This window comes from Bradyrhizobium yuanmingense, from assembly GCF_029167105.1.
Classification (GTDB): domain Bacteria; phylum Pseudomonadota; class Alphaproteobacteria; order Rhizobiales; family Xanthobacteraceae; genus Bradyrhizobium; species Bradyrhizobium yuanmingense_A.
On sequence record NZ_JARFML010000024.1, the window covers coordinates 62,364 to 77,519 of the forward strand.

The 15,156-nt window shown below is 65.6% G+C and carries 15 protein-coding genes; 9 read left to right on the forward strand and 6 right to left on the reverse strand.

Annotation, left to right across the window (positions count from 1 at the left end):
• Positions 1-38: 38 nt before the first annotated feature.
• Complete coding sequence (locus tag P0R31_RS27380) at positions 39-1,979, reverse strand: glycosyltransferase (RefSeq protein WP_275517498.1); 1,941 nt, start codon at positions 1,977-1,979, stop codon at positions 39-41.
• The gene (locus tag P0R31_RS27385) at positions 1,976-3,322 is read right to left on the reverse strand and encodes an HlyD family secretion protein (protein WP_275517499.1); all 1,347 of its coding nucleotides are present in this window, start codon (positions 3,320-3,322) and stop codon (positions 1,976-1,978) included. The genes P0R31_RS27380 and P0R31_RS27385 overlap by 4 nt, the downstream gene beginning before the upstream one ends.
• Positions 3,323-3,606: 284 nt before the next feature.
• Here P0R31_RS27385 and htpX point away from each other — a divergent pair, with 284 nt between their 5' ends.
• From htpX to P0R31_RS40895, 3 genes are all read left to right on the forward strand, one after another.
• Positions 3,607-4,545, forward strand: coding sequence for a zinc metalloprotease HtpX (gene htpX / locus P0R31_RS27390; RefSeq protein WP_036037078.1), 939 nt, complete (start codon positions 3,607-3,609; stop codon positions 4,543-4,545).
• Positions 4,546-4,680: 135 nt separating this feature from the next.
• Positions 4,681-5,322: a tetratricopeptide repeat protein gene (locus tag P0R31_RS27395; protein ID WP_275517500.1), complete on the forward strand. Its 642-nt coding sequence runs from the start codon at positions 4,681-4,683 to the stop codon at positions 5,320-5,322.
• 208 nt (positions 5,323-5,530) lie between these two features.
• Positions 5,531-5,923: a DUF3551 domain-containing protein gene (locus P0R31_RS40895; RefSeq protein ID WP_343299340.1), complete on the forward strand. Its 393-nt coding sequence runs from the start codon at positions 5,531-5,533 to the stop codon at positions 5,921-5,923.
• Between the two features lie 203 nt (positions 5,924-6,126).
• On the opposite strand, the gene P0R31_RS27405 is transcribed toward P0R31_RS40895, so the two are convergent.
• Together P0R31_RS27405 and P0R31_RS27410 are read right to left on the reverse strand one after the other, a co-directional pair.
• On the reverse strand, positions 6,127-6,474 hold the full coding sequence (locus P0R31_RS27405; RefSeq protein ID WP_275517502.1) for a hypothetical protein: 348 nt from the start codon (positions 6,472-6,474) through the stop codon (positions 6,127-6,129).
• A 163-nt stretch (positions 6,475-6,637) separates the two neighbouring features.
• The gene (locus P0R31_RS27410; protein WP_275517503.1) at positions 6,638-7,438 is read right to left on the reverse strand and encodes a hypothetical protein; all 801 of its coding nucleotides are present in this window, start codon (positions 7,436-7,438) and stop codon (positions 6,638-6,640) included.
• A 228-nt stretch (positions 7,439-7,666) separates the two neighbouring features.
• Between P0R31_RS27410 and P0R31_RS27415 the strand changes: the two genes are divergently transcribed.
• Complete coding sequence (locus tag P0R31_RS27415) at positions 7,667-7,960, forward strand: antibiotic biosynthesis monooxygenase (RefSeq protein ID WP_275517504.1); 294 nt, start codon at positions 7,667-7,669, stop codon at positions 7,958-7,960.
• A gap of 179 nt (positions 7,961-8,139) precedes the next feature.
• On the opposite strand, the gene P0R31_RS27420 is transcribed toward P0R31_RS27415, so the two are convergent.
• A complete protein-coding gene (locus P0R31_RS27420) occupies positions 8,140-9,585 on the reverse strand; it encodes a helix-turn-helix domain-containing protein (protein WP_225137999.1) in 1,446 nt (481 codons plus the stop codon).
• 227 nt (positions 9,586-9,812) lie between these two features.
• On the opposite strand from P0R31_RS27420, the gene P0R31_RS27425 reads away from it, so the two are divergent.
• From P0R31_RS27425 to P0R31_RS27435, 3 genes are all read left to right on the forward strand, one after another.
• Complete coding sequence (locus P0R31_RS27425; RefSeq protein ID WP_275517506.1) at positions 9,813-11,447, forward strand: isocitrate lyase; 1,635 nt, start codon at positions 9,813-9,815, stop codon at positions 11,445-11,447.
• A 71-nt stretch (positions 11,448-11,518) separates the two neighbouring features.
• Entirely contained in the window at positions 11,519-11,731 is a 213-nt protein-coding gene (locus P0R31_RS27430; protein ID WP_024341447.1) for a DUF4170 domain-containing protein, read from the forward strand.
• A gap of 193 nt (positions 11,732-11,924) precedes the next feature.
• Positions 11,925-12,479: a hypothetical protein gene (locus P0R31_RS27435; RefSeq protein WP_275517508.1), complete on the forward strand. Its 555-nt coding sequence runs from the start codon at positions 11,925-11,927 to the stop codon at positions 12,477-12,479.
• A 122-nt stretch (positions 12,480-12,601) separates the two neighbouring features.
• Here P0R31_RS27435 and P0R31_RS27440 read toward each other — a convergent pair whose 3' ends face one another.
• Complete coding sequence (locus P0R31_RS27440) at positions 12,602-13,486, reverse strand: metallophosphoesterase family protein (protein WP_275517567.1); 885 nt, start codon at positions 13,484-13,486, stop codon at positions 12,602-12,604.
• 108 nt (positions 13,487-13,594) lie between these two features.
• Here P0R31_RS27440 and P0R31_RS27445 point away from each other — a divergent pair, with 108 nt between their 5' ends.
• Entirely contained in the window at positions 13,595-14,086 is a 492-nt protein-coding gene (locus P0R31_RS27445; protein WP_275517509.1) for an NUDIX domain-containing protein, read from the forward strand.
• A gap of 86 nt (positions 14,087-14,172) precedes the next feature.
• Entirely contained in the window at positions 14,173-15,114 is a 942-nt protein-coding gene (locus tag P0R31_RS27450) for a glycosyltransferase family 2 protein (protein ID WP_275517510.1), read from the forward strand.
• Positions 15,115-15,156 lie beyond the last annotated feature (42 nt).

Below are 15,156 nucleotides of genomic sequence, written 5' to 3' on the forward strand. Positions count from 1 at the left end.
CGGACAGGAAGCCGACCTTCTCGCTAAGGTGCGTGGCGCTAGCCGAACAGGCGCATCAGCAGCGCCTTGCCGACCGGGAGCGCCCTGACGCTGCGATAGGCGCGGACATACTCGCCGGCATAGAACGCCCGGATCGCATGCACACGCGTGTCCATGCCTTCCTCGAACCGCACCGCGAAGCCATCCGCCGTCCGCCGCACCACGATGGCGGCGATCGCGCGGCCATAGATCCGGCACTCGATCGAGCTGCCGGGTGTCGGCGGATCGGGATCGATCAGCCGCGCGCCGGTGATGGAGATGTCGGCGAGGCGCGCCAGATGCGACCTGCCGTCCTGGCGCAGCAGCACCGGCTCGTTGCGGTGAAAGCGCTCCGCCTTACGCTTGCGCGGTTGCTCGATGCAGACGAAGCAGACCACGGTGAGGATGAACGCGTTGTAGAGGCTCCAGGCCAGCGCCAGCCCGCCATAGGCGATGCTCTCGCCGCGCAGATTGAGGATGAAGGCGTAGGCGACGGCCGCGAGCGTGATCAGGAGCGCGCTGCCATAGATCCGCAGCAGCGGCCATTCGACGAACCTGTTGTCGCGGTCGCCGCCTTTCGCGGTGACCTTGAATTTGTGCCCCTGAGGCTTCAGCAGGCCGGCCGCAACCGCCTTCAGCACTGCCGGTGCGGCGATGAGTTGCGAGACGTCCGTCATCATCGCGAGCGAGCGGCCATGCGACAGCCAGGCCATGGTGAGACCGTTCCAGACATAGAACGGCAGAAAGACGCGCAATAATTCGGTGAGATCGGCCCGGACCGCCTTGATGCCGAACAGCAGGAACAGCCAGGGCACCACCAGGCCCGCCACCCTCGATGTGTAGACCGCGGCCCAGCTCATGAAGGCGTCGATCAGCGAGAGCCGGTCGATGAAGGCAAGCTTTGACGCCCGCGAGAGCGGTCCGCTGCGGCCGCGGACGATCTGCATCAGGCCGAGGCACCAGCGCGCGCGCTGGGTGATGTATTCCTTCAGGCCTTCGGGCGCGAGCCCGATCGTCAGCCGCTCGTTGAGATAGATCGTGGTGAAACCGCGTTCCTTCAGGCGCAGCGTGAGGAGATAATCCTCCGTCACGGAGTCGGTCGGGAAACCGCCGATCTGCATCAGCCCTTGATAGCGGATGAGTGACGAGGTGCCGCAGCAGAACGCGACGCCCCAGGCGTCCTTGGCCGGCAGCAGGATGTCGAAGAAGAAGCGTTGCTCGTCGGGCCAGACGTCGGTCGCGGCAAGGTTGGTCTGGATCGGGTCGGGATTGATGAAGTGCTGCGGCGTCTGCACCACGCCGACCGACGCATCGGTCATGAGCGATACGGTGCGGGCGAGGAAGTCTGGGCGCGGCACGAAGTCCGCATCGAGGATGGCGACGAATTGCGGCCGCTCCGGCAGTGTCCCGACATGCCGAAGCGCATGATTGATGTTGCCCGCCTTGGCGTGGCGATTATCGGGCCGCGTCAGATAATGGCAGCCCAGTTCGCCGGCGAGCCGCCGCAGCCAGGGCCGCCGGCCGTCGTCGAGCACCCAGACGCGATAATTGCCGTACTTCATGCCGGTCGCGCCGATGATCGTGCGCTCGAGGATCGATCGTTCCTCGTTGTAGGTGCAGATGAAGACGTCGATCAGCGGCGCTTGCGGGTCGGTGGCGCGGCCATCGACCCTGGCCGCCTTGGTGCGGTCGCGCGTGCGACTGAGGAACAGCAGTGACAGCGCGACCGCGACCAGCGAGGCGGCCTCCAGCAGCATGAAGGGGTAGCCGATCGCGGCGTCCGCCGTCAGGCGCGGTGGAGGCAGCGTCGACGTGACGCGCCAATGGAGATAGCGAAGCAGGAGAACCAGGGACACCACGGCGAGGAACGCGCGCGCCATCGTGCTGTCGCGCTTGAGCAGCGGCACGATCGCCAAGAAGGCGCCGAGCGCGATCAGGCCGGGCGTCAGTGCCATCGTCACGATGCGCTCTCGCGCCGGCCAAACACGACGCGGCCGGTGCGGCCCACCGTGCAGCCGTGGGTGGCGGCATCGGCAAGCGCGACGGTGACGCGATACGGCTCCTTGCTCAGCGCGTCGGGATTGATGGCGAGATTGGCGGGCGCGCCCGCGGCGCCGGTCAGGTTGACCACGGTGCCGGAAATCGCCGCGCCGCCGTCATTCGGCTCGAAGGTGGCGTGGTCCCCGAGCTGCAGGCGGTTGTAGACGTTCTCGGTGACATTGGCCGTGATGACGGCGCTGCTGCAATCCAGCACCTTGAGCAGTGGCTGGCCGGCCTGCACGTCCTCGCCCGGCGAGGTCATCATCTCCCAGACGCGGCCGGCGACCGGTGTCGTGATGTTGGCCTCGGAAAGATCGGCGAAGCGGACCTCCTCGACGATGATCTCGTTGGCGAGCCAGGCGGTCTCGGTGTCGGTGCGCGCGAGATCGGCCTCGAGGTCGGCGGCGCGCTGGCGCATCTCCTCCTCGCGCTGAACCGAGCTCGGGCGGTCGTTGTAGCTGTCGCCGAGGAAGGAGCCGTTCCGGGCCGCGGCAAGCTCGACCCTGGCGGCGTCCAGCCGCTTGCGCGCGCCGAGCTCGGTCTGCTGTGACACCGAAAGCTCGCGCGTCAGCCGGGCCAGCTCCACGGTCGAGACGTTGCCGGACTTCGCCAGCGACGAAGCGCGCTCGACGGCGGCGCTGGCCTCGTCCCGCCGCGCCGCGGCCGCCTCGATCGAGGTCTGGATCTCGGCAATGCGGGCTTCGAGCTGCAGCACCCGTCCGTCGCGGAATTGGGCGGCCTGCCGCGCCAGGTCCTTTTGCGCCGCCTGGGCCGAGGCAAGCTTGGCGGCAAGGCTCGGCCGCTCGTTCTCCAGGCGCGATTTCTGCCGCCGGAGATCGTCGAGCCGGGTGCGGTCGCCGCGCGAATTCACGACGCGCAGGACCACGGTTCCCGCCTCCAGCCTGGCCTGATCGGTGATGCGTTGGGCGGCGGCGACGCGGCCTCCGATCGGCGTGCGCAGGGTGACGAGCCGGGAATTCAGCACGGCCTCGACGCTCGAATATTCCCAGATCGCGCGCAGCGGCAGCCAGCCGAACACGGCGATGATCGCAAGTCCGATCGCGATCTTGGCGCCACGCCGCAGATGCGGCCAGCGATACCCGGATTCCGCTGCCGCCTCTACCTCGGGCGCGTGGCGGGGCTCGTCATTGGCGAACAGCTGCTCGTGAAGCGTCTCCTGCAAGCCCTTCGCGTCGGTCTTTGCGTCCTGAGGGGAGGGGGCGGATGGTTGGTCGGCGGAAACGGCGCGCGAGCGGTCTGCCATGGCGGTCACCTTGCTGACGGAAGGTCAACAGAACCGGTCAATGCGCAAGGACCGTGCAGCGTGCCGGTTAGCGGGATTAAGCCCAACGTGCACTTTCCAGGTTGCTAACCCTCCGCGAGTGTTTTTGCGCAAATCCCGGTCAAGCTTTAGCGAGGCGGGAAAGGTTGCAGGTGCGGCGACGTATCTGCGGCCCGGCGACGCACGAACCTTGCGGTCGTCTCGTGCATTCATACCTCGAAGATGCCGGCCGGAGGCTTGCCCGCGGCCGGCCAGGAGAGACGGCCATGAACTATTTTCGTACCGCAATGCTGCTCGCTGGCCTGACCGCCCTGTTCATGGGCGTCGGCTATCTGATCGGAGGCGCCTCGGGCGCCATGATCGCGCTCGTCATTGCCGCCGCAACCAACCTCTTCACCTACTGGAACTCCGACCGCATGGTGCTGTCGATGTACGGCGCCCATGAGGTCGATCGTTCGACCGCGCCGGAGCTGGTCGGCCTCGTCGCCGAGCTTGCGGGCCGTGCCGGCCTGCCGATGCCGCGCGTGTTCGTGATGGATGAGATCCAGCCCAACGCGTTCGCCACCGGCCGCAATCCGGAAAACGCCGCGGTCGCCGTCACCACCGGTCTGATGAACCAGCTCAGCCGCGAGGAGCTCGCCGGCGTGATTGCGCACGAGCTCGCGCACATCAAGCATCACGACACGCTGCTGATGACGATCACCGCGACCATTGCCGGTGCGATCTCGATGCTGGCGCAGTTCGGCATGTTCTTCGGCGGCAATCGCGACAACAACAGCGGTCCGGGCATCATCGGCTCGATCCTGTTGATGATCCTCGCTCCGCTCGGTGCCATGCTGGTGCAGATGGCGATCAGCCGGACCCGCGAATATGCCGCCGACAATCTCGGTGCGCGCATCGTGGGACAACCTATGTGGCTGGCCTCTGCGCTGGTGAAGATTGAGGGCGCCGCGCACCAGGTCCCGAACTACGAGGCCGAGCGAAACCCTGCGACCGCGCACATGTTCATCATCAATCCGCTGTCGGGCCACGGGGTGGACAACCTGTTCGCCACCCACCCCTCGACGCAGAACCGCGTCGCCGCGCTCCAGCAACTGGCGGCCGAGCTCGGCGCGCGCGCGGCGCCGTCGGTCGGCGCCAACGAGAACTATCCACCGCGCGGGCCGTGGGGCCGCTCCTCCTCACGTCGTAGTCCCTGGGGCTGACGGAGCCGGCAAGGATTGCGTCTGGCTTTGTGATCTGGCGCACACAGGGGGGGCCGCGACCAGTGTTAACTCCTCGGCGTGACCATTCCTTCGAAAGGGGATGGGTGGCTGGCGCGCTGCCGGCCACCGTCGAAGATGACCAGAATTGCCGTACCATTGCTGATCGTCCTTTGCGTGCTCGTCGGCTTGTCCACGCACATGGTCGTCAATTGCGGCGACGAGGATGATCCCGACATCTGCTCGGCCGTGATCGGCTTCTCGCCGCTGCGCGGCTCGCTGATCGCCTTCGCCTATGCGGGACGTGGACGGATCGCGCTGCGTCACGGCGACTTCAAGCGGGCGATCGCCGATTTCGACGAGGCCATCCACCTCAATCCCAACCGCGCTTCGCTCTATCGCGACCGGGCGCTGGCGCGCCGGCAGAACGGCGACCTCGAGCTTGCCGTTGCGGATTACGACGAGGCGATCGCGCACGATCCCAAGCGCGCGGCACCTTATCACCAGCGCGGTCTCGCGCTCGCCGCAATGGGCGATCTCGACCGCGCCATCCTGAGCTACAGCACGGCGGTCCGCCTCGACCCCTCCGATGCGCAGGCCCGTCTCGACCGCGGCCTTGCGTTCCTCGCCCGCGGCCAGACGGACGACGCCCGCGCCGATTTCGAGGCCGCGCTGGCGCTGCCCGCCGGCAAGGACGGTCACGCGCGAGAGGTCGCCCGCGCCAAGCTCGCGGAACTCGCCAGCGCCGAGCCGACACTGGTGGCCGCGCCGCGAAGATGAGGATCTGGCGCGGCATTCGCGACGGCACTTCTCACATCTTTAGGACAGGTGGCTTGCCGCATAGTGGCGAGACCGGTGAGAGATGCGGAAAGCGAGACTGTCGCGGCTGCCTGCTGCGCGTATGAACCAATTCAACTAGTATTGAGTTGGATCAAGACTGTCCGGGGCCAGAGTGCATCCATGTCGTGCGCCCCTGGAGGAGCTTCCAATGTGCAAATGGGCTTTGACGATTCTGACCGTGACTATCGCCCTGACAGCGGGGCAGGCTCGGGCCCAAAAATACGACCCGGCTTATCCCGTTTGCTTGAATGTCGTTTCTCGCGGAATGACCCCATACTACCGATGCAGCTTCACGACGATGGACCAATGCAGGGCGTCGGCAAACGGCCAGATGTGCGTCCTCAATCCCTACTACGCCGGTCCTGCGGCGAAAGGAAACGCTCGGCGTCAGCATCGCCAGACCTACGCGCCACCAAGGCCGCCGATCCACTACCGGGCTGCACCCTATAATCAGTTCAATGAACCCTATTATGGGGCATCCCAAGGTTACGCGCCCGGCGAGAAAGAGCGCTTTCTCCAAAGTGTGAGGCAATACATGTGAGGAATGTCGCTCGACTGTGTTGGCGCAGCGCATCCTAGGGCTGGCATCGTCGAGGTCGCGGCCGGCCCGATTGCGGAGGGCGCGCGGGAGCGTGCCGCAAACGCGCAACGCGGCGATCCGATCACGCCGGAGATGACAAGGTAGACAGGTCGTCGAGCCTCCCTGATCGCCAACCTGCGGCGGCGATCAGGGAGGAGCAACGGCTACGTCTTCTTTTTCACTTTGGCTTTCTTTGCGGCCTTCTTCGCCGGCTTCTCGTCCTTTGCCTTCTCCGCCTTCACCGTAACAGGCGTGCTGGCGGCCAGGCGCATCGATCGCGCGTAGCTGTCGGCGACGTTGTCGGCGGACATCTGCAGGCGCTTGGCGGCCGCATTGGCCTGCTCCATGGTGGCCTTGGCCATCATCTTGAAGCGATCGCCGGTCTCCTTGCCCTTGGCCTTGGCCGCAAGGCTGTTGAAGCGATCCCGCCGCTCCTTGGCGCGGGTCATCAGCCCCGCATGCAGCTGTCTGGCCAGTTGCCGGATCACGACATCCAGGTCGGCTTCCGCCATGGTCTCTCATCCCCTTCGAAAACGGTATCGATGCGGGCGGGACTATGCAGATCGGACCCCGCCTTGGCAATTCCCGGCTGTGCGTCATCCGCAGCTTACCGAGTGCGCAACAAAAAAGCCGCGCTGTTCGCGCGGCTCTTTGGCTTGGCTTGGCGCCGTCCACTCACTTGAGCGAGGCGACCGGGCCGTTCGAGGCTGCCGGCTCGGGGTCGAAGCCGAACACGCCGACCAGGTATTTGTAATAGTCCGGCATCTTCTCCTTGAGCGCCTCGCGCGACTTCGGGTCGTGGAATTCGCTTTTTCCGGCCAGGAAGATGCTGGCAGTCACCGCAAAGAATTCCATGGGATTCTTCATCGCATAGGATTCCTTGGGCAAGAGGTCCTTGGACTTGGCGAGGGCGTAGTAGGTGATCACGCCCTTGTTGGCGTAGCCGTCCGGCAGCAGCCGCGCGTGATAGGCGTGCAGCAGCTCGTGCAGCAGCACGGCCTCCTTCTCGTAGCGCATCATGTCCGGCCGCAGCATGATCACGCCGAGGCCCGAATCGACCGCGAGGTCGACGGCATTGGGATTGGTCCAGCGCTGCTTGGCGGGGTCCCAGACCGTCAGGGTCCGGGGCGCGGTGCGCTGCATGTCCGGCGTGACCCGGCCGTAGCAGGCGGTGGCGGCGCCTTCGTCGAGGCAGGCGAGCTCGCTCGCGACGATCGGAACGGTGTGGAAGAAGCGCAGCACGCGCGGAGACAGGCCGACGCTTTCGACGACGTCGATCTGGCTCTTCAGGTTCTCGGTGAGCTTGTCGACATCCTTGCGGTCGCGATTCTCGGAGATGTCGAACATGTAGCCGCGATAGCTCTGGAAGCCCGGCGGCAGCGGCTGCGCCGCGCCGGCATCGAGCGACCCGGCGATGGTTGGACTGGCGAACAGCGCGCCGACAATGGTCGCGGTCAGCAGCAACGCAATGCGCATGGTGAACCCCCTGATGTCACTTCGCCCGGCAGATTAGGCCGCCCTTGTTTGCGAAAAGTGAGTGCGGCGAGACTAAGGCACTGATGTTGAGGCGTGCTTAACCGTTGGTTGCAGATCGCGCGGGCGGATTAGGGTCGGGTTAACCAAGCGTGGATCGGCTGCGCGCTTCGGCGTAACATCCCGCCCGGGCTCGAGGCCCTCACATCATAGCAGGAAGGGGAGGATGCCATGTATGCCGCCATCCGTCAGGCCAAGGCGAAAAGCGGGAGCGCGGAAGAGCTGACGCGCCGCATCAAGGACGGCGCCGTTCCCATCATCAGCGACGTCGAGGGTTTCCGCGCCTATTACGTCGTCTATGCCGGCGACGACACCGTCACCGCGATCTCGATCTTCGACAAGTTCGAGCAGGCCGAGGAAGCGAACAGGCGCGCCATCGCCTGGATCGAGAAGGATCTCGGCCCGCTGCTCGCCGGCGACGCCCGCGCCGTGGCGGGACCGGTGATCGTGCATACGCTGGCGTAGTTGGGCGGGTCGCTATCGCCACACATTCAACTGTCGTCGCCCGCGAAGGCGGGCGATCCAGTACTCCGCGGCAGCAGTGATTGAGCCGATGGGCCGCGGCGTACTGGATGCCCCGCTTTCGCGGGGCATGACAGCGGTGGGTGTAGCGTGTTCCTTCTGCCAAACGCGCAGCCGCTCCCTCACAACTCCCTTGCATTCGAGAACGCAAAGCTGGACACCCGCCGCGTCGTCTCATCCAAAATCAACGTGCGCGTGATCGGCGGCTCGGCGCGCTGGGCGCAGTTCTCGCGTTCGCAGAGGCGACAGTTGACGCCGATCGGGGTGCCCTCGGCCTTCTCCAGGTCCATGCCGGTGGCGTAGGTCAGGCGGGCGGCGTGGCGGATCTCGCAGCCGAGGCCGATGGCAAAGCGCGGCTGCGGCAGCGGATGCGGCGCCACGGGACGGCGCACCATCTGCGCGATCGAGAAATAGCGCGTGCCGTCGGGCAGCTCGATCACCTGCTTGAGCAGACGATCCGGCGTGTCGAAGGTCGAATGCACGTTCCAGAGCGGACACGTGCCGCCGAATTTCGAGAACGGGAAGGTGCCGGAGGAGAAACGCTTGGAGACGTTGCCGGCATTGTCGACGCGCAAGAGGAAGAACGGAATGCCGCGCGCATTCGGTCGCTGCAGCGTGGTGAGGCGGTGGCAGACCTGCTCGAAGCCGGAATTGAAGCGCTGTGCCAGCACGTGGATGTCGTAGTTCAGCGCTTCGGCGGCCGCGAGGAACGCCGGGTAGGGCATCATCACGGCGGCCGCGAAGTAATTGCCGAGCGTGATCCGGAACAGCCGCCGCGGCGCATCGTCCAGCGGGCCGGCACGGCCGATGATGGTCTCCAGCGCCTGCGCGCATTCCGCTAAGCCCAGCTGGAAGGCGAGCTGGAATGCGCGGCCGGGCGGATCGACCAGCTCCGAGATCAGCAGCTGCCGGCGGTGGCGGTCGAATCGGCGGAGCGTCTCGCGCATCACGTCGACCGGCATGATGCGGGTCTGGATCGAGTGCTTCTCGCGCAAGCGCGCGATCAGCGCGGCATACAGCCCTTCGGCGGGCTCGTTCAGCTCGTCGCGCAGATTTTCCGCCGCCTGCTCCAGCTCCGGAAAATAGTTGCGGTTGGCCTCGATCAGCTCGCGCACGCGCTCGACCGGATTGGCTTCAAAGCGCGTGCCGACGTCGCGGTCGGCCATCTGCGCCGCGGCCAGCGTCTCGCCCTGACGCGCCTCGGTATAGGCCGCGTAGAGCCGCTGCAGCGCATGGGTGACGCCGGGGCAGAGCTCGGCGAGGTCGCGTAGCTCCTGCTTGGGCACGTCGATCTGCCGGAACAGGGGATCGGAGAAGATCTCGTTCAGCTCGGCGAAGAAGCGGTCCTCGTCCGCGGTGGCGAGGTCGCGCAGGTCGAGGTCATAGGTCTCGGCGAGCCGCAGCAGGATCTGCGCCGTGACCGGGCGCTGGTTGCGCTCGATCAGGTTGACGTAGCTCGGCGAGATCCCGAGTCCCTCGGCGATCTGGGTCTGCGACAGCCCCAATTGCTGCCGGATCCGCCGGAAGCGCGGGCCGACGAAGAGTTTCTTGCCGGAATCGGCGGGCATGTCTCAGATCTCCAGACTCGATCAAGGTCAGAAGCATTGACCTATTATTTACAAATTTTACAAAGTGACATCTATTACACGTTCATATGTTACATGACATCACCAATAAAAAACAAGCCATCTGTACGAACTTTGCCTTTTCGCGTTTAGCTCCTGACACGCATCTCGCAATGCATTGTCAAGAATGTCGATGGCTCGACCGCCATCGTCGCGAAAGGATCAGGCACATGAATTACCAGCCCCGCGGTATCAACACCCTCCAGGGTCCGTCCTCGTATCAGGACGAGGTCAAGGCGGCTCAGGCGCTCCTCGAGACCCAGCCGACCTGGAACGGCGTGTCGGCCGAGGCCGTCGCGCGCATGCGCCTGCAGAACCGCTTCAAGACCGGCCTCGACATCGCCCGCTACACCGCGGCCGTGATGCGCGCCGACATGGCCGCCTATGACAAGGATCCCACCAAGTACACCCAGTCGCTGGGCTGCTGGCACGGCTTCATCGCCCAGCAGAAGCTGATCTCGGTCAAGAAGCACTTCGGCGGCAAGACCGACCGCACCTACCTCTATCTCTCCGGCTGGATGATCGCGGCGCTGCGCTCCGAGTTCGGTCCGCTGCCCGACCAGTCCATGCACGAGAAGACCGCGGTGCCGGCGCTGATCGAGGAGCTCTACACCTTCCTGCGTCAGGCCGATTCGCGCGAGCTCAACGACATCTTCCGCCTGCTCGACAAGGCGCGCAAGGAAGGCGACAAGACCCGTGAGAAGGAGCTGATCGAGAAGATCGACAACTTCCAGACCCATGTCGTCCCCGTCATCGCCGACATCGATGCCGGCTTCGGCAACGCGGAGGCGACCTATCTGCTCGCCAAGAAGATGATCGAGGCGGGCGCCTGCGCGCTGCAGATCGAGAACCAGGTCTCCGACGAGAAGCAGTGCGGCCACCAGGACGGCAAGGTCACGGTGCCGCATGACGTCTTCCTGGCGAAGATCCGCGCCTGCCGCCACGCCTTCCTCGAGCTCGGCGTCGAAGACGGCATCGTCGTGACCCGCACCGACTCGCTCGGCGCCGGCCTGACGCAGCAGATCGCCGTCAGCCACAAGCCCGGCGACATCGGCGACCAGTACAACAGCTTCCTCGATTGCGAGGAAATCACCGCGGAGAACGCCAAGAACGGCGACGTCATCATCAACCGCAACGGCAAGATGATGCGTCCGAAGCGGCTGCCCTCGAACCTCTACCAGTTCCGCCCCGGCACCGGTGCAGACCGCTGCGTTCTCGATTGCATCACCTCGCTGCAGAACGGCGCCGACCTGCTCTGGATCGAGACCGAGAAGCCGCATATCGAGCAGATCGCCAGCATGGTCGACCGCATCCGCAAGGTGGTGCCGAACGCCAAGCTCGCCTACAACAACTCGCCGTCGTTCAACTGGACCCTCAACTTCCGTTGGCAGGTCTACGACGCGATGAAGGAAGCGGGCCAGGACGTCAGCAAGTACAACCGTGCCGAGCTGATGAAGGCGGAGTACGACGACACGCCGCTGGCGAAGGAAGCCGACGAGCGCATCCGCACCTTCCAGGCGGATTCGGCCAAGCGCGCCGGCATCTTCCACCACCTGATCACGCTGCCGACCTACCACACGGCCGCGCTCTCGACCGACAATCTCGCCCGCGAGTATTTTGGCGAGCAGGGCATGCTGGGCTACGTCAAGAACGTCCAGCGCGCCGAGATCCGTCAGGGCATCGCCTGCGTGAAGCACCAGAACATGGCCGGCTCCGACATCGGCGACGACCACAAGGAATACTTCGCAGGCGAAGCTGCGCTGAAGGCGGGCGGCGTCCACAACACGATGAACCAGTTCGGCTAACGGCGGATCGGACCGGTCTGGAAGCCAGGTTGGAGTCCAGGCCGGTCACGCACCTCAACAGGAGACTGACAATGACCAAAGGCAGCAATTTCTGGGTGATCGGCGGCGAGTTCGGTTCGATGAACTTCCACAAGCTCGTGGAAGGCTCGGCCCAGGTCAAAGGTCCGTTCAAGACCCGCAAGGAAGCCGAGGACTGCTGGCGCGAGGTGTCGGAAGAGAGCCGTCACAAGGCCGGCGTCCGCTTCTCGATCGTGGAAGAGCCGCAACGCGCCCCGGCAGCCTGATCGGCCGCTGCCGAGCTGAAACAAGAAGACGTCCAAGGACGGATGGTCCCATCCAGGCCTAGCCTGGGTGGGATCGTCTGCTTTTGGCACAGGTGAAACGGCTGTGGGCGCCGTAAGTCTCTGGAATTGTAGGCCTTTGCGGAGGGTTTGGTTGCTGATAGGTTAATGGAATAAGTCGAGGACGAGGCCGACAATGTCAGAGCCCGAGACCAGCGGGACCGATCCCGGCCAGCCGCGCCCGGTGCGGCTGCGCGATGCGCTGCTGCGCGCGCGGATCGAGGCGGCCGACCGCACCGGCGTCGTCGTCGATTTGCGCGACGCCGAGGTGGCGCGGCTCGAGATCCTCAACGATGCGCTCGATCCCCTGTTCGCGCAGGTGCCTGATCGGATCGACCTGTTCGACCGCGGCATCAGCCAGGGCGATACGCCGCGGCTGTGGATCGACGTCGTCGCCCACATCGTGATGGGGCGTGACAAGCGGATGTACCGCTTCGTCCAGGACACCCGCTTCGGCCGCATCGTGCTCGCCGAATCGCACGACACCGCCGTGATCGTCGAGGCCGTCACCGACTATGTCGCGCGCCGCATGGTCGAGCGTGAACGCGCGATGGTGGTCGCGCCCGAGCCGCAGGCCCCGTCCGCCGCGCCGCCGCGCCGCTCGCGCCTGTGGCCGTTCGTGTTCGGCTTCGTGCTCGGCGCTGCTGCGTTGTTCGGGGTGGCAGTGCTTGCGGTCTTGCGGAGCTGGTAGATTTCTCTCGGCCGTCATTCCGGGGCATGCGAAGCATGAACCCGGAATCCATCGAGCAACAGCGCATGCGGGTGAATGGATTCCGGGTTCGCGCTGCTGCGCGCCCCGGAATGACACTGCCACTAAATCAACCGCACATGCTTGATCTGCCCGATCTGAAATCCAGCCCCGAGGCTTCGCACCGTCTGCTCGCAACGCCAGCCGGCATTGTCCTTCTCGATCGTGAACAGATTATACGCCGCCGCTGGATAACGTCCGTGCGCCAGCGCGGAGGCCGACGGCACGCCGAGCGCGGGAATGTTGCCGTTGGGACCCTCGAACCACATCGTCGAATGAATGTGGTCGTGCCCGTGCAGGACCAGCTCGACGCCGTGGCGTTTCAACAGTCCCAGCAATTCCGGCGCGTCCGTCATCCGCTTCGCCCGCGCGCTGGATTTCAGCGGATGATGCACCAGCAGCACGCGGAAGACGTCTTCCGCGGCGAGTCGCTCGAGCACCTCCGCAAGCGCGGCGAGCTGATCGCGCCCGAGCGTGCCGGTCGCCATCAGCGGCAGGGTCGGCACCGCCGTGGACAGGCTGATCAGCGCCAGCGGCCCGCGCCGGCGCACCGCTGGGAAGGCTGCTCCGCCGGGTGTGTCCGCGGCGATGTAGTGCAGGAACGTCTCGCCGAAGCGATGGCGCGTCGCGCTGACATAGGCGTCGTGATTGCCGGGAATCGCGGTCACGCGGTCGGGCGGGCCGACGCTTTCGAGCCAGGCCAGCGCCGGTGCGAACTCCGCCTCCAGCGCCAGGTTGACGAGATCGCCCGTCACTGCGATGTGGTCGGGCGCCTGCGCCTTCATGTCGGCGACGAGCGCGTCGAGAACCTCGCGGCGCTGGTACTTGTGGCGATTGCGCGTCCAGTTGACATAGCCGAGCGCGCGCTTGCCCGCGAGCTCGATCAGCCGCGGCTTCGGCAAAGGCGCCAGATGCGGATCGGACAGGTGGGCGAGCGTGAAGGGAGTCAGCGTCAACGGAGTCATGGCGCGCGAATGCCTCGCTATTGCTCCGCTGTAATGGCAAGGTCGCGCGCGCCGCGCAAGCAGGGCCTAAAACGGGGCGCGTCGAGGAGCCTGATGGGGGAACGTCTGAACCGAGCCCGACGGAAAGCCGAGCCGCTGCTGCGGCGGATCTTCCACGTCTATTTCCTGCTCGTCCGCGGCATGACGCTCGGCGTCCGCGCCGTGGTGCTGGACGCCGACAATCGCGTGTTCCTGGTCAGGCACAGCTACGTCAGCGGCTGGTATTTGCCCGGCGGCGGCGTCGACTTCGGCGAGACCATGGAAGAGGCGCTGCGGCGCGAGCTCAAGGAGGAGGGCGACATCGATCTGACTGGCGAGGCGATCCTGCACGGGGTCTTCCTCAACAGCCACGTCTCCCGCCGCGACCACGTCGCGGTCTACGTGGTCAGGCGGTTCAGGCAGGACCGCGTCCCTGAGCCCAACCGCGAGATCGTCGAATGCGGGTTCTTCGACAATGCCGCATTGCCCGAGGGCACCACGCCCGGCACGCGGTTGCGGATCGCCGAAGTGCTCGACGGCAGGCCCGTGATTGCGACGTGGCGCTGAGGGCGGCCTGTGCTAGTAACCGCTCGACGCGCACGGCAGGCCACGCCGCTCGGGCGCGAGCCGACAAGCCTCGGAGTGCCGTCCTGATGAGCTCAACGCAACTTCGTATCGCGGTGCTGGTGCCCTGCTACAACGAGGAGGCCGCGGTCGCGACCGTCGTTGCCGATTTCCGCAAGGCGCTGCCCGCGGCGGAGATCTACGTCTACGACAACAGTTCGCGCGACCGGACCGCCGCGGTCGCGCGCGAAGCCGGTGCGATCGTGCGCAGCGAGCGCCGGCAGGGCAAGGGCCACGTCGTGCGCCGCATGTTCGCTGACGTCGAGGCCGACGTCTATGTGCTGGTCGATGGCGATGCCACCTACGATGCGCCGAGCGCACCCATCATGATCGACAAGCTGCTCGACGAGCATCTCGACATGGTGGTCGGGCTTCGCGTCGATCAGGTCCAGGCCGCCTACCGGCTCGGCCACCGCACCGGCAACCGCATGCTGACCGGCTTCCTGTCCGACACCTTCGGCCACGCTTTCAAGGACATCCTGTCCGGCTACCGGGTGTTCTCGCGCCGCTTCGTCAAGTCCTTTCCTGTCCTCTCCGACGGTTTCGAGATCGAGACCGAGCTCGCGGTCTATGCGCTGGAATTGTCGCTGCCGGTCGCCGAGGTCGAGACACCCTATTACGCGCGCCCCGAAGGCTCGTTCTCCAAGCTCAACACCTGGCGCGACGGTTTTCGCATCCTCGGCACCATGCTGAAGCTCTATCGCAGCGAGCGGCCGTTGCGCTTCTTCACGGTGATCGGAATCCTGCTGGCGCTGGCGTCGATCATCTTCGCGATTCCGATCGTGATCACCTTCATCGAAACCGGCCTCGTGCCGCGCCTACCCACCGCCGTGCTGTCGATGGGCCTGATGATCATGGCCCTGCTGTCGGTGTCATCAGGACTCGTGCTCGATACGGTGACGCGAGGGCGGCGGGAGATGAAGATGCTGGCCTATCTGTCCCAGCCGGCGTCGAAACGGGACGCGGGTTGAGCCAGGCCTGCAGTTCGCCCGCCGGGAGGTGAAACGGGGCAC